This window comes from Methylomonas sp. MS20 (assembly GCF_050275925.1).
In the GTDB taxonomy this organism is placed as follows: Bacteria; Pseudomonadota; Gammaproteobacteria; order Methylococcales; family Methylomonadaceae; genus Methylomonas; species Methylomonas koyamae_A.
Genome location: NZ_CP189962.1, coordinates 4,684,561 through 4,706,568, shown reverse-complemented (window position 1 = coordinate 4,706,568; position 22,008 = coordinate 4,684,561). Strand labels below are relative to the sequence as shown.

Genomic DNA, 22,008 nt, shown 5'->3' with positions numbered 1-22,008 from the left:
GAAATCTATGTTAGATGCTCGGTTTATATCTGGAACAGCTTCGCTCTATAGTCCTTTATCAGGCACGGAGCATTTAGCGCCATTACTTTATAGCTTGATTCGCAGCGTGCGTCCTAGGTCTGTAGTGGAATTTGGCATGGGTTATACAACGCCTTTCATTGTCAAAGCGCTTTCAGATAATCAGCAGGACGTTGACCGAGAACGGCCTTTGTTAATCGCTAAAACTCGAGAGGCTCATCAAGTTGCGAACACCGTTGAATCTCAAAGAGACTGGTTTTTAGCGCAGCCGACCGGTGCCGATCCCAGGTTTTATGAGCCAGAGTATCAGCCCATGCTTTATGCTTTTGATGATTTCTCCGAGGAATATAGCTCCGCTCCGAAGGTAATGGAGGCATTGACTGCCTTGGGTTTGGAGCGCTTTATGACTTTGTCGAAATCGTCGGCGATTAATCATAGTTCGATTATCGCGCCATCGCATCTGCCTATTGATCTGGCTTGGAATGATGCATTGGACTATGAAGCGTTTTTCGATGAATACTGGCCGCTTGTGAATCCGAATGGCGGATTAATGATTTTTCATAATACGGTTAACGGCTGCCCAAAGTGTGCAATGTTTGTTAAGCAACTGAAGTTAAAACAGGTGAGTCAATTTTCTGATTTTGAGTTGCTCAGCTTTTTTGAGCCGTATAAGTTACACCAAAATAGTTATACCGTAATAAGAAAAATAACGGCGTTCAAAGAACATTTTCTGGATTGGGATCAAAAGTCGATTGCTGAAAGCGCATTGCGCCTGATCGATAAGCATTGACGAGATAAACCATCCGGAATGTGTTTCGGTTTTTAATGTCGGTCATCTTGAATATTAGATAATAAATAGGATTTGTACCTTGGCTGTCGATAAACAAAATGTGGCGAATATTTATCCGTTGACGCCTTTACAGGAAGGGTTTTTATTTCACGCCTTATCTAATCAGGACGATTCTTATATTCAGCAGATTGCCTATTTGTTAAATGGGCGCTTCGATCCGCGACGATTCAGCCAAGTATGGGACAAATTATTCGAACGTCACGAAATTTTGCGGGCCTTGTTCTTTCATGCCGGAGCCGAGCGACCGTTACAGGTGATTTTGAAAAAACAATCCCCGGTTTTCGAGACTATCGACTTGCGCCATTTAGAGGTGCAGGAGCAATTACAGCGGCGCCGGCAAATTAAGTTGAAAGACCGTAAACGCGGATTTCGGTTACAGCAAGATTGCCTGACGCGTTTTACCTTGTTGCAGTTGCGGGACGATTTGACCGAGGTCATTTGGACCCACCATCATATTATTTTGGACGGCTGGTCTTTAGGGATTCTATTGGCGGAATGTACCGCGCTCTATGCGAATCCAAATAGCGAATTGCCGTTTACGACTCCCTTCGCACAGTATGTGAAATGGTTGGAAGGAAAGGATAAGCAACAGTCTTTGGCGTTTTGGCGCGATTATCTGGCGGACTATCAAGACGAAGTGAAATTGCCGTTTATTTCGACTTCTTCATTCCAGAATTCCGGTCGTATTCGAGCGTCTTTTCTATTACCCGAGGCCATTTTTAACGGCATTCAAGGCTTGACCAAGACCGTTCAAGTCAGCTTGAACAGCATCTTGCACGCTGCATGGGCCATATTGTTGGCTCATTACAACGGTAGCGAGGACGTGGTATTCGGTACCACGGTGTCGGGCCGGCCGGCCGAGATCGACCATGTCGAGCGGATTGTCGGTTTATTTATCAATACCATTCCGGTCAGAGTGTTGCTTACGCCGACGATCAGCGTTAGGGACTTATTGTTGACTATTCAGGCGCGGGCGATTGAGGCGGAGGCGCATCATTATTCGCTGCTTTCGACCATCCAGAGCCAACACCCCTTGCAAAACCGCCTGATCAGCACCCATGTGACCTTGGAAAATTTTCCGCTCGACGAACGCTTTAAGCAGATGTCGGCTCAAGAGAATGCCGAATTAAGCGTGCAAGCCAACGAGGTGATCGAGCGCACTCATTATCCGTTTGACATCCAGTTTTTGCCCGCCGAGTGCGGCATTAAGGTGCAAATGGCCTACGGCTCGGAGTATCAAGCCGATATGCATCGCTACATCGAGGCGCATTTATGCCAAATTTTGCGGCAAATTATCGAATCGCCGGAAGCGAAATTAGCGGAAATTTCGTTGTTGGACGCGCGAGGTCGGCAAGCAATTATTCAACAGACTGAGCAAGGTATAACCTGCTTTAGCTTCGATGCCTTATTGTTACGTTTCGAACGTGCCGTTCATACGGCGCCCGACGCGATTGCATTGAGCTACGAAGCGCAACAGTGTAGTTATGCCGAGCTGGACGCTTATGCTACTCATCTTGGTCGGCGTTTGTACGATCTAGGTTTAACGGCCGGGGATTTCGTCGGCTTATGCTTCGATCGCTCCCTGGAGTTGGTGGTCGCCGTGTTGGCGGTATTGAAAGCGGGTATGGTTTATGTGCCGCTGGACCCATTGTTGCCCGAACAACGGATGCGTTTCATCGCCGGGGATTCGGGGATCAAAATGCTGTTGACGACGCAAGACAAAGCCGTTCAGTTGACGGATGTGGCGCCACGCTTGGAAACAGTGGCTGTCGCCGAGTTGAACGCCGCAACCCATTTGCCGGCGAATTGGCAGGCAAGGCCGGATAGTCCTGCGTATGTGATTTATACCTCGGGCTCCACCGGCCAGCCCAAGGGCGTGTTGGTGAGCCATGGCAATATGGCCCGCTTGTTTTCGGCGGCCGATACGCTGTTCGAATTCAATGCCGACGACGTTTGGTGTTTGTTCCATTCATACGCTTTCGATTTTTCGGTTTGGGAAATGTGGGGGGCTCTGGCCTACGGCGGCCGTTTAGTGATCGTGCCGTATTGGATCAGCCGTTCCCCGGACGATTTTCATGCCTTGTTAGGCAGGGAACAGGTGACGGTGCTGAACCAGACGCCGACCGCGTTCAAACAGTTGATCGATGTCGACCGGCAACACACCGTCAAGCTATCGGCGTTGCGTTACGTGGTTTTTGGTGGCGAAACCCTGGAGTTCAAGCAGTTGAAACCCTGGTTCGAAGCCTACGGAGACCGGCCGCAATTGATCAATATGTACGGCATCACCGAAACCACCGTACACGTCACCTTTAAAAAAATTGCCCCCGAGCAAATCAGTTTACCCGGCAGCGTGATCGGCAAACCCTTGCCGGATCTATCGGTTTATCTTTTGAACCGTTACGGCCAATTGGTTGCGCCGGGTGTGCCCGGCGAGTTGTACGTCGGTGGTGCCGGGGTGTGTTTGGGTTATTGGAACCGGGCCGAACTGTCTGCTCAGCGTTTTGTGCACTTACCCCAATTAGGGTTGGATAAGCTGTTTTATCGTACCGGAGATAGCGGCCGTTATTTGGACGATGGCGAGCTAGAGTATTTGGGACGTCTGGACCAACAAGTCCAATTCCACGGCTTCCGGATCGAATTGGGCGAGATCGAGCAAGCCTTGCTACGGGAGTCGGTTATCGAACAAGCCGTGGTCATGCTGATCGAAAACCAGCAAGGCCAGCAAACCTTGGTTGCTTATTACCTCACACGGACCGGAGAGGCGTTAAAAACCGCCGAATTAAGGGAGCTGGTCGCCAAACAGTTGCCGATTTACATGGTGCCTGGCTGCTTTGTGTATATGTCGCAGTTTCCGTTGACGGTCAACGGCAAGGTAAACCGGCAGGCTTTGCCGGCACCCGAAACGGCGGCGGACCAGCCTTATTTGGCGGCCGAAACGGCGGAAGAAGGTTTATTGGTTCAAGTTTGGCAAAAACTGTTGCAACAAGAGCATGTCGGCGTGCAAGACGATTTTTTCGCCTTGGGCGGGGATTCGATTCAGGCGATTCGGGTGGTGTCTCAATTGCGTAAGCAGGGTTATCGAATCGACGTTCAGGATTTGTTCCGCTACCCGACCATACAGGCTTTAGCGCCGCAGTTAAAAGTGCTGTCCGTCGAAAACAAAACGCGCCAGCTCAACGGTCGTTTGCCATTGACGCCGATACAACGATGGTTTTTCGAGCAACAGGGCAGTCAAGCCCATCATTTTAATCACACAGCCTTGCTGGAAGCGTGTAGCGGAAGTTGGCAAATCCCCTATCTGGAGCGCGCTTGGCAGCAGTTATTGCAACACCACGAGGCCTTGCGCAGTTGTTTTCATTCGGTAGAGCAAGGCATGGCAGCCGAGATTCTAGCGGAGGATCGCTGCCGCATCGCGGTGCAAGCGGTTTCGCTGTTGTCGGCGGCGGACGTCGAAGCGGCCATGGTCGCGCATGCCGCCGTCGTGCAGCAAAGTTTCGAGGTGGATAAAGCGCCGTTAATCCGCTTGGTGGTGTACCAATGCCCGGCCGCCGACCGCTTATTGATAGTCGTGCATCATTTGCTGATCGACGGTGTGTCGTGGCGCATTTTATTGGAAGATTTCAGCGCCTTATACGATGCCTTGAGCCGCGGGGAAGTGCATGAACTGCCTCGGCAAACCGATAGTTATGCCGACTGGGCGGAAGGCTTGTCGCGCTATAGCCGGCAGCCGGCCTTGCTGGACGATTTAGCCTATTGGCGTGCGCAATCGGCTAGTAAAAGCGCCGCTTCCTGGTCCGGAAAAGCTTGTTGCTACCAGGATGCGCTGAGCCATCAATCTCAATTAAGCGCCGACCGGACGCGGCAATTATTGCAGCAAGCCCATGCTGCCTATAACACGCGGGTCGAAGACCTGTTATTGGCGGCCTGGTTATCGGCCTTGGAAGCCTGGAGCGGTTTGACCCGAACGGTGTTATTGCTGGAAGGTCACGGCCGCGAACCAGTATTGCCGGAATTGGATGTTAGTCGGACCGTCGGTTGGTTTACCTCCCTTTATCCCGTGGTATTGGAAAAGCAGCCGAATCGGGATTTAAGTTATCAAATTCGCTGGCTGAAAGAACATCTGCGACACGTGCCCAATAAAGGCATCGGTTACGGCGTGTTGCGCTATTTGACGCCGGCCGAATTAAGGTCGGCGGCTGATTTGGGGTTTGCCGCGGACTTGGTGTTCAATTATTTGGGGCGTTTCGAGCGCAACGACGACGCCGGCCTGTATCGCGCCTTGAGCAACGACGTCGGCGCGGCGGTCGCGGGGCAGGGAATGAGGCCCGCCGCCTTGGAATTCAGTGCGATGGTGTTGGAAGATCGCTTGTGTATCGAATGGCGCTATGACCGGCATTTGTTTGCCGAAGATGCCATGCAGCGCTTGAGCCGCTTATACAAAGAAAACTTAGAAGCGGTCATAGATCATTGCCTGCGGCAAACCTTAGCCGTGCCGACGCCGTCCGATCTTTGCCACGGCAATTTGAGCCTTGATGAATTGGACGAACTGCTGAGTGCTTACCGGCAAAACCTCGGCGATGTTTGCCCGTTGACGCCGATGCAGGAAGGCATGCTCTATCACGCCGTACGGGAACCCGCTTCCAGTGCTTACCACGAGCAGATCAGCTTTAGTTTACAGGGGGCCTTGGACTGCGACGGCTACCGCAAGGCTTGGGAGCAGTTGGTTGCGCGGCACGGCATATTACGCACGGTATTCGTCGACGACCAAGCGCGTAAACCCTTGCAAATCGTGCTGAAGCACGCCGACTCGAATTTTGGCGTGGAAGATTGGCGCGAGGACGGAAAGGCATTGCGGAGCTTGGCGGATTATTTACGACAGGATTTGGAGCAGCCGTTTAACTTAGCCGAACGAGCGCCGGTGAGGGTTAAGCTGATTCGCTTACCCGACCAGCGCTGGTATTTGGTTTGGAGTTTTCATCATATTTTATTGGATGGCTGGAGTGTCGGAATCTTGATGAACGAAATGACCCGGCTTTATTTGGGCATTCTAAGTCATGCCGAGCCGCAGCTGCCGGCGTCGCCGCCCTTCAGCCAATATTTGCGCTGGTTGCAGGAGCAGGATACACAGGCCGCCGGCCGATTCTGGGCTGATTATCTGGAAGGCTACGACGAAGTGGCCGCATTGCCGTCTCATCCCACCCAACAGCAAGGCCAAGCCGAATTCAAGCAAACGCTGCCGGCCGATTTGCCGGAGCGGCTGCAGCAGACCGCCAAACGCTATAAGCTTACTGTCAATGCCTTGATGCAAGCGGCCTGGGGCATCTTGCTCGGGCGCTATAACGACAGGCGGGACGTGGTTTTCGGCACCGTGGTTTCGGGCCGGCCGAGCGCCATCGCCAATATCGAGCAGATGGTGGGTTTGTTGATTAATGCGGTGCCGGTGCGGGTTAGGTTTGACGAAGCGGAACCGGTTTTTGTGTTGTTAAACCGTTTGCACCAACACAATAGCAGCAGCCAGGCTTACCAATTTTTAACCATGGCGGAGAGCCAGCCTAAACAAGGTGCGCCCGACCACTTGTTGGTGTTCGAAAACTATCATCTACAAGCCGAGGAAGGCGATAGTCAGGCCGAATTAACGGTCACCGATGTGCAAACCAGGGAACAGACCCACTACGATTTGACCGTCGTCATCAGCCCCGGTCGGCCATGGCGGTTGACTTGTCTGTACAACAAAGCCCGTTATGCGGAAAGCTATTTGCAACAAGTGATGCGGCATTTCATAGGCTTGTTAAACGGTTTGGCCGAATCCGCCGAGCAACGTATAGCCGACTTGAAAATGCTGACGGTCGCCGAGCAGACTTGGCTGACGCAGATCAGTGCCGGGATTGAACCGCCGCTGCCGACGCCGGATTTGGCCGGCTTATTCGAGCAAACTGCCGCGCGTTGCGGGGAAAAAATTGCCTTGCGCGGTCTGGATGCCCGTTACAGTTACGCCGAGCTGAACGCCGAGGCCAATCATATCGCCAAACGTTTAACGATGGCTGGTGTCAAGCCGGGCGACATCGTCGCGGTTGCGTTGCCGAGGTCCTGCATGCGGATTATTGCCGTGCTCGGCATTATTAAGGCTGGCGCCGCTTATCTTGGATTGGAGTTGGATCTTCCCACGCAACGGGCCGAGGCATTATGCCGGGATGCTGGCGTGCGTCTATCGATTCAGCGCGGCGGATTCGAACTCAACGGCGTGCAGGGCTTCGACCCCTATGAGCCAATAAATCAAGACCTCGGCGAAACGCCTCCTCGGCGAGTGATTCCGTCGGCGGCCGTCGCTTATGTCTCCTATACTTCCGGTTCCACCGGCAAACCGAAAGGGGTTTTTGTCAGTCAGCGTAGCGTGATTCGTTTGGTCGTCGATAGCGATTACGTGACAATTTCGGAAAAAGACAAATTCTTGCAGTTTGCGCCGTTGTCGTTCGACGCTTCGACTTTCGAAATTTGGGCGCCGTTATTGAATGGCGCGGAATTATCGGTAGTGGAACAAGACCAACCCAGCTTGCAACAGCTGGGTGTTTATATCGAGCAGCAAGGCATTACGATCCTTTGGTTGACGGCCGGCCTGTTCCAGCAGATGGTCGACGAACAGCTCGAGAACCTGGCCAGCGTCCGGCAGTTGCTAGCCGGCGGCGACGTGGTGTCGGCGGAACACGTGCGCCGCCTATTGCAGCGCTTTCCTGCCGCGACCTTTGTTAACGGTTACGGGCCTACCGAAAACACCACTTTTAGTTGTTGTCAGCGGATAACTCAAGCGTCCGCGTTGGCAGCTAGCGTGCCCATCGGCAAGGCCATTGCCCATTCGGAGGCTTGGGTATTGGATAGCGAACTGCGCTTGCAACCCATTGGTGCGCTAGGCCGCTTGTATGTCGCGGGGGAGGGAGTTGCTTACGGCTATTACCGCAAGCCGGCACTCACGGCTGCGGCATTTATTCCCCATCCTTATGCCAAGAGGCCCGGCAGCAGGCTGTATGCGACCGGTGATTTGGTTTCCATGAGAATGGACGGCAGTTTGGAGTTTCTCGGTCGTGCCGATAGGCAATTCAAGATCAGGGGTTACCGCATCGAGGCGCAAGAAGTAGAGGCGGCGATTAAGGCGCAGGATTCGGTGCGGGATGTGCTGGTGCAGGCCGTTAAAGATCCCGGCGGCGATAACACCTTGGTGGCGTATGTCATTGTCAAGTCCGGTTGCGCGTTCGATCGCGACGGCTTGGTGGCGGCAACGGCTGAGCGCTTGCCGCGCTATTTGCTGCCGGACGTCTGGATGGAGGTCGGCGAATTTCCGTTAAATAAAAACGGTAAGGTCGACTACGCTCTATTGCCCGATCCCTTCGCATCGACATCGGCGCTGAAAGTCGCCCCACGCAATGAAACGGAGCGAGAACTGTTGGCGATCTGGCAACAGGTTTTGAATAACGAAGCTATTGGTGTTTGCGACGATTTTTTCAATTTGGGTGGACATTCGTTAAAAGCGACGCGGATCGTCGCGTTAATCCGCAAGCAATTGCAGATCGAAGTGCCGTTAAGGCTAATTTTCGAAGCACCGACCATTGCCTTGTTGGCCGAAAGATTGTCGACAATCGAAAAGGCCGGTCAGGCGGGGCCAAAACTGGTTAAGCGGGACCGCAGCCAGCAAAAGGTCGTCTGAACGGATGAAACAACAAAAGAGGAGTTAGCGTGATAATTTTAGGTCTGGCAGGCGGTTTCGATCGGTTGTACGAATCGTTTTTCGATTTCGGCGCCGATTTGCTGCACGATGCCGCGGCGGTTATTGTTCGGGACGGTGAGGTCGTCGCCGGCATAGAGGAAGAGCGCTTAAACCGGATTAAACATACCAATAAAATCTGGCATTCCTCAGTTCGGTTTTGTTTGCAACAAGCCGATATTCGCTTAGAGGAGCTGGACCTAATCGCCGTTTACGTCAGCGAAGCTTTTTTGGACGAGTCGCTAAAGCAACTGCGATTGGTCAAAGCCGACATGGCCGCCGTCGAAGATGGGCGGGCTATGTATCAGTACTTGTTCAGGCGCGAGTTCGGCGTCGATCTACCGCGCGAGAAATTTAGTTTCGTCAACCACCACTTGGCTCATGCCGCGACGGCTTATTACATGTCGGGCTTCGAACAGAGCTTGGTGTTGACCATAGATGGTTCCGGCGACAATGTGTCGACAACCGTGGTCGACGTGCGGGCGAATACGTTTAACACCTTGATGACCAAACCGGTGCACGAATCCCTGGGTTTTTTCTACCTCGACGTCATCCGCTTTCTGGGATACAGAATTTTTGATGAATATAAAGTCATGGGATTGGCGCCTTACGGTGACGCCAACCGTTTCGCTGATCAGTTTTCCGGATTCTATACGCTATTGCCGAACGGCGATTACACCTTGCACCGCGAGAAAATCGTTGGCTTATACGAAGCCTTAATGCCGAGGCATGGCGATCAGCCGTTCGAGCAAATCCATAAAGATTTGGCCGCTGCCTTGCAACAAGCCTTGGAAACGATCGTCATGCATATGTTGAGTCATTTTCAGCAAACGACCGGACATAAGAGGCTGGCGTTGGCGGGCGGAGTCGGGCAAAACAGCAGTATGAACGGCAAGATTATGCAGTCCGGCTTGTTCGAAAAAGTGTTTGCGCCTTCCTTTGCCGCCGACTCCGGTTGCGCTTTCGGCGCGGCGATGTATGCGGCGCATTGCAGCCTGCCTGAGCTGCCGTTTAAACGCGTACCGCACGCTTATTGGGGTACGCCGACCTTGGCCGGGGACGATTTGTACCGAACCCTGGCTAAATGGCAAGCTTTCGCGACCATCGAAAAAATGACGGATCGCGCCGACCGGGTTAGCGACTTGATGATAGCGGGCAAAGTGGTCGGCTGGGTGCAAGGGCGTTCCGAGTTTGGTCCCAGGGCCTTGGGTAACCGCAGCATTATCGCCGACCCGCGTTTGGGTTCGCATAAGGAGACCATTAACGCAATGATTAAGATGCGCGAAAGTTATCGACCCTTCGCGCCGTCGGTGTTGGAAGAATATGTCGGCGATTTTTTCGACGTGCCGGGCGACGAGCGAGACTTTCCGTTCATGGCCTTCGTTTTGCCGGTCAAGTCGGCGCATAGAGATACCCTGGCGGCGATTACTCACATTGACGGTAGCGCGAGGTTACAAACGGTCAGTAAAGTTCATAATCCAGAGTATTGGGAATTGATCGACGCTTTCAGGCAAAAAACCGGCATTGCGATGGTGCTCAATACCTCGTTCAATAACCATGCCGAACCGATCGTGGATAGTGCCGACGACGCTATGGTCTGCTACCTGACGTCAGGCTTGGATTATTTGGTCGTCGGCGATTGTTTGCTGACAAAAAAAGCCTGGGGCGAGACCGAACTGAAGAGTTTGATACCGGCCTTGCCCAAAGCGGCACGGTTGATTCAGGAAGATTGTTACCGGGATAACCAGCACCGGTCGCTACAAAGCTATATCGAATGGAATTACGGCGGTAGTTCGCGCCGGCTAATACCCAATGACCTCTATCGCGTATTGCAAGCGGCCGACGGCAAAATGCCGATACAAACCTTGATGGCGCGAGCAGGTGTCGGTTCCGATAACGAAGCGGCGCTTTACGAGGCCTTTCAGGAATTATGGTCATCGCGTTACATCGTTTTGACCCCCTCTGCTGTCGGTTAACGTTAGAGGAGCATCACCATGAACGAAGAGGCGCGGGTGCCACGGCAATCCTATTTTTTCCCATTGTCATTCGCGCAACAGCGCTTATGGCTTTTTCAACAGATGCAGCCGGAAAGTACGGCTTATAACATTACCGGCGCGCTGCGGCTGACCGGCTCCTTGGATTGCTTGGCCTTGGAAGCCGCCTTGCGGCAAATCGTCGAACGGCATGAGATTTTGCGAACCACTTTTCGCACGGTAAACGGTGAGCCTAGTCAATGGGTGGAACCTGAGAGCGATTTAATATTGGAACAAAAGGTCGTAGCCGAAGCCGACATAGACCGGCAACTGCAAATTTGCCGCGAACTCGCCGCCGATTTGGCGGGCATGGTTTTCGATTTGGAAAAAGGGCCGCTGATTAAGTTGCAGCTGCTGACTCTTTCGGATACCGAGCACGTGTTGCTGTCGGTCGTGCACCATATTATTTCCGACGGTTGGTCGATGGGCGTGTTTGTCGACGAAATGATGAAATTCTACAGCGCCCATCAGGAAAATCGACCGGTAGCCGATTTGCCGGCCTTGGACATTCAATACGGCGATTACGCCATTTGGCAGCGGGAATGGTTTAGCGGCGACGTTAGGGAGCGGCAGTTGGCTTACTGGCAACGGCAGTTGGCCGGCATGCCGCCGTTAATTGCGTTGCCAAGCGATTATCCCCGGCCGCCGGTGCAGCGATTTCAAGGATCAACCCTGATGCTCGCGCTGTCCTCGCAAACGACGGCGGCGTTGAAAACCTTGGCTCATCGGGAAAACGCCACCATGAACATGGTGTTGTTAACCGTCTATTTCGTTTTGCTGCATCGCTATAGCCAGGAACAGGATCTGGTGGTCGGCACGCCGGTCGCCAACAGGAACCAACCCGAATTGGCGCCCTTAATCGGATTTTTCGTCAACACTTTAGTCCTGCGCGCCAGTATCGAGCCGCATTTAACGTTTCGCGAATTGCTGCATCACGTAAAAGCGCTGTTGTTGGCGGCTGTCGAGCATCAGGATTGCCCGTTCGAGCAAATCGTCGACCAACTGAGACCGGAGCGCGGTTTAAGTTATTCGCCGCTGATACAGACGCTGTTTAGCTATCAAAACGCGCCGGAGCAGGCATTTGAACTGCCAGGGGTCGTCATTGAGCAGTTGCAGTTGCGGCGGAGCAATGCGCAATTCGATTTGGCATTGATGGTGTCGGAAAATACCGACGATATCAGCTTGGAGTTCGGTTACAACACCGATTTATTCAAGCCGGAAACGATCGATGCCTTTGGACGGCACTTCATCAATTGTTGCGAGGCCGTTGCCGCTAATGCAGCCTTAAAACCGGGGAGCATTCCGTTGATGGCGGTCGGCGAATACCACGGTGTACTGGCGGCCTGGAATCGCGGCCGGAAGCCAGAGCTGAAAGACGGTAACGTTTTGCAAGTTATCGAACGGCAAATGGCCTTGCATCCCGACGCGACCGCCGTGGTCTGCGGCGACCAGCGCCTGAGCTACGGCGCATTGGGGCAACGCGCCTCGCATGTGGCTCGGCTCTTAGCCGACGCCGGCGTCGCGCCCGGCGACTTGGTCGGTCTGTGTGTGGAACGCAGCGTCGACATGTTGGTTGCGATGTTGGCGATCCTAAAGGCCGGAGCCGCTTATGTGCCGATAGATCCGAAATATCCCGAGCAACGGGTCCGATTGATGGTCGGCGCAGCGGGCATCAAGCATGTGTTATCGCAGCGGAGCTTATCGTTCGCTCTGGCTCATTTGAGCGATAACGGCACGTTGGCGCTGTTTTATATCGAAGATTTATTGGCGGCTGGTCCGGTCGGGCACAAACTACCGGAAATCGCCGCCGAGCAATTGATCTATATGATCTTCACTTCCGGTTCGACCGGCGTTCCGAAAGGGGCCGGGGTGCAACACCGCAGTTTCGCCAACTTGGTGTTGAATTGGTATGTCGCCGATTTCGATTTGCGTCAAGCGACATCGACCTTGGTTTATACGTCGTTAAGCTTCGATTTAACCCAAAAAAATTTCTTCGCGCCGCTCGTAGTCGGCGGCACTTTATATCTATACGAGAAGCCGGAATACGATCCTTCCTTGATCGTTGAGTTAATCGATCGCTACCGAATCGGTTGGATCAACGCGACGCCTAGCGCCTTCTACCCGCTCGCCGATATTGCGGCCGGCCGGCCGGGTTCGCTGGCGTCGTTGAAATATGTATTTCTCGGCGGCGAGCCCATCGCCTTGGGACGGATTCGACCTTGGTTGGAGTCTGTAATGCGGACGACAACCGTCGTCAACAGTTACGGGCCGACCGAATGCGCCGATGTGTGCCTGTTTTTCCCCATCGATCAGGTCGATCGCTATTGGCAAAGTACGGTACCGCTTGGCGAGGCGATCGGCAATGCTCGCTTGTATGTGGTCGACGAAGCCTTGAATCCGCTGCCGTTCGGTCTGCCGGGGGAGCTTTGCGTGGGCGGAACTGGCGTTGGCGTGGGTTATTTGAACGATAAGGCGCGTACGGCGGAATATTTTTTGCCCGATCCTTTCGGCGAGCAGCCGGGGAGTCGCTTGTATAGAACCGGCGACCAAGTAAGGTTTACGTTGGCGGATGGTTTCGAATTTCTGGGTCGCAACGATCATCAGGTCAAGGTTCGGGGATTTCGGATCGATTTGGCGGAAATAGAATTGGCTTTGCATACTCATCCCGCCGTGAAGGAGGCTGTAGTCACCGCCGTCAAGGGCGAACGTGAAGACGGTTATTTAACGGTGTATTTGGTCGTTGGCGATGACCGGCCTGACGCGGCGGAGGTCAGGGATTATTTGGCGCAACGCTTGCCGCACTACATGGTGCCGCAGAAATGGCTGATGTTGGATAAATTACCTTTGACGCCCAGCGGCAAAGTGGATCGCCGTGCCTTGCCCGATGTGGCCGACGACGGGATCGTCCGTGGGGCGTTGCTGGCGCCCGAAAACGAGATAGAGGAAAGTTTGTTACGCATCTGGAGAGAGGTTTTGCAAGTGCCGGAAATCGGCACCGAACAGAATTTCTTCGATTTGGGCGGCCATTCTTTGACGGCAACTCAGATCGTCAGCAGGATCAAACAAGAATTCGACTTGGAGTTACCGATGCGCGTGGTTTTCGAACATCCCAGCATTAAACGGCAAGCGGATTGGATACTCGCTTCCCAATTCGATGCGCTCGACGTCGAAGAGCAAGCGGACTTGCTCGGTGATTTGGCTCGATTGTCCGACGATCAAACGAGTTATTTGCTTTAGGGCGGTTTTGGTTTTATGACTGACTTGAAAGATAAACTCGCGCTATTAACCCCGGCCCAAAAAGCGCTGCTGTTCCAGAAGCTGTCGGCCAAGAATAAAGAGCAAGGCGCAAAGCTCGGGATTCCGCGCAGAGAGGCGGGGGAGCGGATACCCATGACTTCCGCCCAGCAGCGCTTGTGGTTTTTGCAGCGCTATAGCGGATCTGACAGTTTATACAATATCCCGGTATTTTTGCGTTTGCACGGGAGGCTAGCGCCCGAGAGCATGGAACAGGCATTGGCCTGCGTGATCGAGCGCCATGAAATATTACGCGCGCATTTCCGTCAGAACGACCAGGGGTTTTTTATCGATATTAAACCGGTCCAGCCCTTTAAGCTGGACGTCGTCGATTTAACCGGTAGTGACTGGCAGGCGCAGGACTTGCAAACCGTGTTACTGGAGATGAGCGGTCGTGGATTCGATTTGGAGCACGAGGCCTTAATCCGCGTACGCTTGGTCAAATTGGCCGAGTGCGACTATGTGCTGGCCAGTTGCGTGCACCATTTGATTAGCGACGGCTGGTCGGCCAATGTGTTCATGCGCGATTTTGCCGCGTTTTATCGCGCCGGCCTCGGGCAGGAGCGCGCCGATTTACCGGCTCTGCCGATTCAGTTTGGCGATTACGCGCTTTGGCAGCAAAAAAACTTGAACTCTGATGCCGGTAAGCAGGCCACGGCATTTTGGCAAGCGTATTTAAAGGATGTGCCTCATTTCTTGGATTTGCCCTGCGATTTTAAACGTCCGAAAACCGCCAACCATCAGGGCGGGTGTTATGAGTTTGCTATCGATGCCGATACCAGGGCCAGGGCATCGGACTTAGCCAAAAAACAGCAGGTGTCGGTTTTTGTGTTGCTGTTGAGTGCCTTTGCGGTGTTGCTGGCGAAATATTCCGGGCAGCGTCAGCTTTTGATCGGCACGCCGTTCGCCGGGCGGAATCAAAAAGAGCTGGAAGACTTGATCGGCTTGTTCGTCAATAGCTTACCGATTAAAGTCGAGTGCTCGAATAAGCAATCGTTTGTCGAAGTCTTGCAGCAAACCCGGCAGTCTTTTTTTGCCGCCGATAGCCATCAGGATCTGCCCTTCGAGAAAGTCGTCGATGCCCTGCAACCAGAACGGAACGAAGCATACAGCCCGTTGTTCCAGGTCATGTTCACCTACGTCAACGAAACCGTCGCCAGCACGTCTTTAGCGGATTTATCGGTCGAGATGATTCCCGCGCCCAGAAACGCGGCGAAATTCGATTTAACCCTGTCGATACAAGAGCAAGGCCAGTCGTTCAGTGGCTTGTTCGAATACGCGACAGCGTTGTTTCTGCCGGAAACCCTGGCACGGATGGCGAAATCATACTTGCGCATTATCGATGCCGTGGTCCTTCAGCCGGAGGTGTTGATCGAGGACATCAATTTATTGTCCGCCGAAGATTACCAGCGCATTATTTACGACTGGAACAATTGCGCCAGCGATTTTCCTCGCCGGCTTAATTTGGTTCAACATTTTCAAAAACAAGTTGAACAGCGGCCCGAACAGATCGCCTTGGTTCATGGACAGCGGCGCTTAACGTATCGCCAACTGGACGAGCAGGCCAATCGATTAGCGTATCTTTTACTGGAAGAAGGGTTGAGTCCAGGCCATTTGGCGGCATTGTATTTGGAGCGAGGCTGCGATTGCGTGGTCGCGATGCTCGCGGTTTTAAAGACAGGCGCGGCCTATTTACCGCTCGATACGGCTTATCCGCTGGAGCGACTGGCGGCGATGTACCGGCAAGCCGATTGCAAGGTTATTTTGAGCGAAAGCGCTTTGGAGGACAACGCGCAAGTCTTCGGCGACGCCAAGTTATTGATATTGGACCGCTTGGATTTACTGGGCTATCCCAGCTTGAATCCGGCAGTTGGCGTGCCGGCCAATGCCTTGGCCTATGTGATGTTTACCTCGGGTTCCACCGGCGTGCCTAAAGGCATTGGCATTCAGCATTTGGCCATCGCCAGACTCGTTTTAAACAGCAATTATGTCGATTTGAAACCGACCGACCGAATCGCGCAGGTCAGCAATACCGCGTTCGACGCGGCGACCTTTGAAATTTGGGGGGCGTTGCTGAACGGTGCCAGTCTGGAAATTGCCGACCGCGATACGAGTTTGTCTACCGACCGGTTTGTCGATTTTTTACGCCAAAGCCGGATTAGCGCGTTGTTTTTGACGACGGCGCTGTTTAATCAAATGGTGCAGCAGCGGGCCGATGCTTTTTTAGGCTTGCGGTATTTATTGTTCGGTGGCGAGTTGGTTGATCCCGAACAGGTCAAAAAAGTGTTGAAGCATGGCAAGCCCGAGCACTTTTTACACGTTTATGGGCCAACGGAAGGTACCAGTTTTTCTTCGTGGTATGAGATCGAAACGGTCGGCGACAACGCGCGAACCGTCGCTATCGGCTCGGCTTTGGCAAACACTCGTCTGTATGTATTGGATCAAGCGCTTAGGCCTGTACCCGAGGGGATCGTTGGCGACCTTTACATTGCCGGCGAGGGTTTGTCTTGCGGCTATTTGAATCAAGCCGCGGAGACGGCGCTTAAATTCGTGCCGGATATTTTTTCCTGTCAACCTGGCGAGCGCATGTATCGCAGTGGCGATAGCGTCCGCTGGAATGCCGTGGGCATGATCGAGTTCGTTGGCCGAGCCGATCATCAGGTGAAGATCAGGGGTTTCCGTATCGAATTGGGCGATATCGAAACGGCGGTTAACGCTTATCCGCCAATCAAGCAGAGTTACATTCGGGTCAAAGAGATCGCCGGACAAGGGAAATGCCTGATTGCTTATTTCAGTGCTATATCTGGGCGGCAGATCGACGTTCGGGACCTTCGCCGCTATCTCGAAGCGCAATTGCCGGCTTATATGCTGCCGGCGGCCTTGGTCGAGATGCCGGAACTGCCGCTGAATCCAAACGGCAAAGTCGACGATAAAGCCCTGCCCGAGCCGGATGCGGCGGATTATCAACAAGGGGTTTCGCAGGAGCCGCCGGCGACTGCTACCGAAATTGAGTTGGCGGCAATCTGGGAGGCGTTATTAGGGGTTCGGGCCAGTCGGGATAGCGACTTTTTCTCATTGGGTGGACATTCGCTGTTGGCCATGCAGTTGGCCAACCGTATTCTCAGCGAGTTTTCAGTCAAACTCGATGTCCGAACCTTATTTCAGCATTCGACCTTGCGACAACAGGCCGATGCAATCGACGCTAGCGGGCGGGAACACGGTTTTGAGTTAGGCGTCGCGGCCGACGCCGACGATTATCCGCTGTCCTTTTCTCAGGAACGCTTGTATTTTTTACAGCAGTTATATCCCGAAAGCAGTGCGTATAACATGCTGATTGCGTTGAGCATCGGCGGCGCCTTGGATGTCGAGCGCTTGCAAGCTTGCTTTGATCGGATTATTCAGCGGCATCACAGCCTGAGCACCGTTTTCGTGCTGAAAAATGCTCGGCCGAGGCAAAAAATCTTGCCTGCCACCCCGTTACCCTTCCAAAGTCTGGACTGGTCTTCGGAGGATGGTGCAACGCAGCAGTCGAAATTGGAGCAATTGCTGGCGCAAGAAAGCCGACATGTGTTCCGTTTGGACCGTTTGCAGCTGATCCGCATCGCGCTGGTAAAAACCGGCGCGCAAAGCCATTGGTTGGTCGTTAATAACCACCACATCATATCCGACGGCTGGTCGCAAAGCGTATTCATGCAAGAGTGGCTGACTTTGTACCGGTCGGCGCTTGAGGCCGATTTGCCGGCTTTATCGCTTCAATACAAGGATTACGCAGTCTGGCAACGACATAGGCTGGATTCCAGGCGCTTGGAGCAATTATTGGCTTATTGGAGGACTACCCTGGCGGATATGCCGCCGGCTTTGAGCTTGCCTAGCGATTTCCCGCGTCCCGCAATCCAAACGTTTCGCGCGCAAAGTGCGTCGTTTACGCTGGATGCGAAGCTGACGTCGGCGTTAAAGCAGCAGGCCGAACGGCAACACTGTTCGGTTTTTGTCTTGTTGTTGGCCGGTTTCAATCTATTTTTGGCGCGGTATTGCGGCCAATACGATTTCGGCATCGGTACGCCTGTTGCCAACCGTAGTCACCGGGCAACCGAAAATTTGATTGGTTTCTTCGCGAATACCGTGGTATTGCGGAATCGAATCCAGGGCAATCCATTATGGTCGGCGTTTTTAGCGCAAGTTAAGGCGACGGTGATCGACGCGTTTGCCCATCAAGAATTGCCGTTCGAAAAACTGGTCGAAGCGTTACAGCCTGAACGCGATCTTTCAAGCACGCCTTTGTTTCAAGTGATGTTTCTTTTTCATCATGGCGCGCGGCAAACACCTGAATTGAATGGCTTAACTATTGAGCCGCTGACTTTGGCCAGCAGAGACGTGAAGTTCGATTTGACCCTGGCAATGCACGAGAGTGGGAATAGCCTAATCGGCACTTTCGAATATAACGCCGATTTGTTCAAGGCCGATAAAGTGCAAGGATTGTGCGACGGACTGGCGTATTTGTTTGAGCAACTCCCAGGTGGACAGGACAAGCGGGTCGGCGATTTTTCACTGATTAACGAGGTGTTGTACAAGCAAGTTGTTGTCGATTGGAACCGAAATGCGATGCCGTTCGGTGCCGCCGCCGGTTTGTACGATTTATTCGCGCGGAGTGTCGCGAATGCCGCCGACCAGATCGCCTTGGTTCAGGGCGATGTTCAACTCAGTTATCAAGCACTAAGCGATAGCGTCGATGCCTTGGCGAATGTGTTGGTGAGTCTCGGAGCCGGCCCGGAGGTGTTGATTGGGGTTTGTTTAAGGCGTTCGCCGCGTTTGATCGTTGCGATGTTGGCGATTCTTAAAAGCGGTTCGGCTTATGTGCCGTTAGATCCGGATTACCCCAGTGCCAGACTGGAGCATATGTTGGCCGATGCCAAGGTTTTGCTGTTATTGACCGAGTCGGATTTGGCCAACGCCATTCCGGGGCTGGCTGGGGCCTCGAAAATTCTGTTGGATCAAGCCTTGCCGGAGATCGGCGTTCAGGTCTTGCCCGAGCGAAGAGCCGAAAATCTGGCTTACGTGTTGTATACCTCGGGTTCGACCGGCAAACCTAAAGGCGTGGCGATTACTCATGCGAATGCCTTGGCCATGATCGCTTGGGCTAGAAGCGTTTATCGACCTGAACAATTGAGTCGAGTGTTGGCCGGTACCTCGATCTGTTTCGACTTATCGGTCTTCGAAATTTTCCTGACTCTCGCCAGTGGCGGAACCTTGGTTTTATTGCGTAACGTGCTCGAATTGGTGGAATGCCCGGCATGCGTGCCGACCTTGATCAATACCGTGCCGTCCGCGGCGGAGGAACTGCTGAAAGCCGATGCGATACCCGATACGGTAACAACGGTTAATTTGGCTGGTGAGCCGTTGTCCGGGGAATTGGTCGATAGGCTATACGCGAAACCGCACATCAAGGAAGTGTACGACTTATACGGGCCTTCGGAAGATACGACGTATTCGACGTATTGCTTGCGCCAGGTGAATGCCCAACCCAGTATCGGGCGCCCAATCGGCAATAGCTGCGCCTATGTGCTGGATGCCTATATGCAGCCCTTGCCGCCGGGCGTGCCGGGCGAGTTGTACTTGGGAGGCATGGGCTTGGCGCGTGGCTATCACGCCAAAGCGGCGTTGACCGCGGAAAAATTCGTTCCCAATCCTTTTAGTGCGCAAGCGGGGGAAAGGCTATATAGGACGGGCGACTTGGTGAGCTACGACGACCGAGGCAGGCTAATTTATCACGGCCGTTTGGATCACCAAGTTAAGGTCAGAGGGTTTCGCATCGAGTTGGGCGAAGTTGAAGCGGTTTTAAAATCGGTGGCCGGCGTCGATGACTGCGTCGTCTTGACGGTCGGTGAAGCGGCTGCCAGCGACCGGAAATTGGTGACTTATATTGCATCTGCCGCTGGACAAGTGCTGGAAACCCGCTTGCTGGATGTCGCCCGACGGCAATTGCCTCGGTTCATGGTGCCTTCGGCGATTGTCGTTTTGGAGCATCTGCCGCTGACGGCGAACGGGAAGATCGATAGGAAGGCCTTACCCGAACCGGAATTGGAGCGCTCCTTGTCCCCGGAGATGTCGCCTACCGGGTTCGTACAAAAGACGCTGGCGGCGATTTGGCGAGAGATTCTAGACATTGACCGGGAAGTCTCGGTCGATGAGGATTTTTTCGCGTTGGGTGGTCATTCCTTGCTGGTCTTGGACTTGATGACTCAAATCAAGTCGGCCTTCGGTAAAGCGCTACCCCTAGCTACTATTTTTCAGGCCCCGACGATTTCGGCGTTAAGCCAGTTACTGAACGACAATGTGCTATCGCCGGAGTGGTCGCCCTTAGTTCCTTTAAAGCGCCAAGGGGAAAATCCGGCATTGTTTTGTTTTCATCCCGTCGGGGGACACGTCATTTGTTATAACGACTTGGCTAAGTCCTTGCCCGAAGACCTGCCGGTCTACGGGCTGCGAGCGCCGGGCATGGAGTCGGAGCAAGCGCTTATCACGCAATTGCCGGAATTGGCGTCTTATTACTTGCCGTTTATTAAATCTGTTCAGTCGGAGGGACATTATCGGCTGTTAGGCTATTCTTTTGGTGGGCTTTTGGCGTATGAGGTCGCTCGGCAATTGGAGAAAAGCGGCGACAAGGTCGAATTCGTCGCTTTGCTGGATACCGCGCATCCGTCGTTGACGGCCGAAACGGCGCAAAACACCGACGATGCCGAACTATTGGTCGCGTTATTTCCCACATTGGGTTTCGAGAGCGAGCGATTGAGGCGGTTGCCGAGAGCGGAGCAATTGGCGCAAGTGTTTAGCCAAGCTAAGCAGGCGGGATTCGTTCCCAGGGCGATGGACAACGAAGCCATCGAACGTTATTTCAACGTTTGCCGATGTAATTTACAGATGGTTTATTTCCCGCCAAAGATCGAAGCGCCCGTGGTTTTGATCCGGGCCCGGGACGGTAGTCGGCGTGTCAGCGCGGATGATTATCTGGCTTGGGGACAAGTGGCAGGCTTGCAACTTCATTTACGTTGGTTGCCGGGACAACATGAAAATATGATGGAGCCGCCGCACGTCGGGGACATCGCTCGCTTGATCAAAGAAATGTTAGAGCAATCCGAAGCCCATGAGGGAAGTGATGACTAATGCACCCAGTGCTGGCAAACCCATCGATCGTTTAAGCGTTGCCGAATTAAACCGGGAAGAATTCAATCGGAAATATCGAGTTCCCGGAAAACCGCTGGTTATCACGGACTTTTTGGCCGAAACCGTCGATTGGGATCTGGATTTTTTATGTAAGCATTTAGATGGAAGGAAATTTCAAGTACGCGATTACGGATCGGGCCATTTTGATGCACCGAGAAGAGAATGGACGAAGTATTGTGACCATATTCAGATGACGATGGGCGATTTTGCCGCGCATTTACGCGATGGCAGTGCAAAATCCAGGAATTTGTATTTGGCGCAAAACCCTATCGGCGATAGCGAGGCCGTCAAAACGATTGCCGATGAAATGCGGTTTTTAACTGAAACCTTAGGATTCGAGCCGATTATTCCGGAGGCTTCGTTAAATTTGTGGTTAGGAGCTTCTGGCCATGTCGAACCGATGCATTTCGATCCCGGCGACGGTACGTTGATCATGATGCACGGCGAAAAACGAGTGGTTTTGTATCCGCCGAAACAAAGCAAGCATCTTTACCCATTTGGATTTTACGATGTTCTACCCTTCTGGGTGAGTCAGGTGAATAGCCTAGCCCCCGATCTTGACGCCTATCCCGATTTTAGTAAGGCGGCCGCGGATCGGTTTGAGGTGGTACTAAGCCCCGGCCAGCTCTTGTTTATACCGACTCAATGGTGGCACGAGGTTATTGCGCAAGGTGAAGGTTATGTATGCTCCTGCAATCATTTTTGGAAAGTGAAGCCTTGGCACCGCCGTTTCCAAACGATACGGGGCTTTGTAATCCAAGCGATGAATTTGTTTCCCTGGCGATGGGTGTTGCGTTTTAATCGGTTTATTTATCAATTTAAAAAAAGTTAACAACAAG

At 53.2% G+C, this 22,008-nt stretch carries 6 protein-coding genes; all 6 read left to right on the top strand.

The window, feature by feature from the left end; translation table 11 throughout:
- Nucleotides 1–7 precede the first annotated feature (7 nt).
- The 6 genes from ACQE3D_RS21050 (at nt 8) to ACQE3D_RS21025 (ending at nt 22,001) form a co-directional block, all read left to right on the top strand.
- Nucleotides 8–808 carry a class I SAM-dependent methyltransferase gene (locus tag ACQE3D_RS21050; RefSeq protein ID WP_139306186.1) on the top strand — a complete coding sequence of 267 codons (801 nt, stop codon included), beginning with the start codon at nt 8–10 and terminating at the stop codon, nt 806–808.
- A 79-nt stretch (nt 809–887) separates the two neighbouring features.
- The gene (locus tag ACQE3D_RS21045; protein WP_313730585.1) at nt 888–8,564 is read left to right on the top strand and encodes a non-ribosomal peptide synthetase; all 7,677 of its coding nucleotides are present in this window, start codon (nt 888–890) and stop codon (nt 8,562–8,564) included.
- Between the two features lie 29 nt (nt 8,565–8,593).
- Entirely contained in the window at nt 8,594–10,597 is a 2,004-nt protein-coding gene (locus ACQE3D_RS21040) for a carbamoyltransferase family protein (protein ID WP_313730587.1), read from the top strand.
- Between the two features lie 18 nt (nt 10,598–10,615).
- Nucleotides 10,616–13,891 carry an amino acid adenylation domain-containing protein gene (locus ACQE3D_RS21035; RefSeq protein ID WP_313730588.1) on the top strand — a complete coding sequence of 1,092 codons (3,276 nt, stop codon included), beginning with the start codon at nt 10,616–10,618 and terminating at the stop codon, nt 13,889–13,891.
- 15 nt (nt 13,892–13,906) lie between these two features.
- Nucleotides 13,907–21,109, top strand: a complete 7,203-nt coding sequence (locus tag ACQE3D_RS21030; RefSeq protein ID WP_313730589.1) for a non-ribosomal peptide synthetase — start codon at nt 13,907–13,909, stop codon at nt 21,107–21,109.
- Nucleotides 21,102–22,001 (top strand): cupin-like domain-containing protein, encoded by a 900-nt coding sequence (locus ACQE3D_RS21025; protein ID WP_313730591.1) that lies wholly within the window; start codon nt 21,102–21,104, stop codon nt 21,999–22,001. The genes ACQE3D_RS21030 and ACQE3D_RS21025 overlap by 8 nt, the downstream gene beginning before the upstream one ends.
- Nucleotides 22,002–22,008 lie beyond the last annotated feature (7 nt).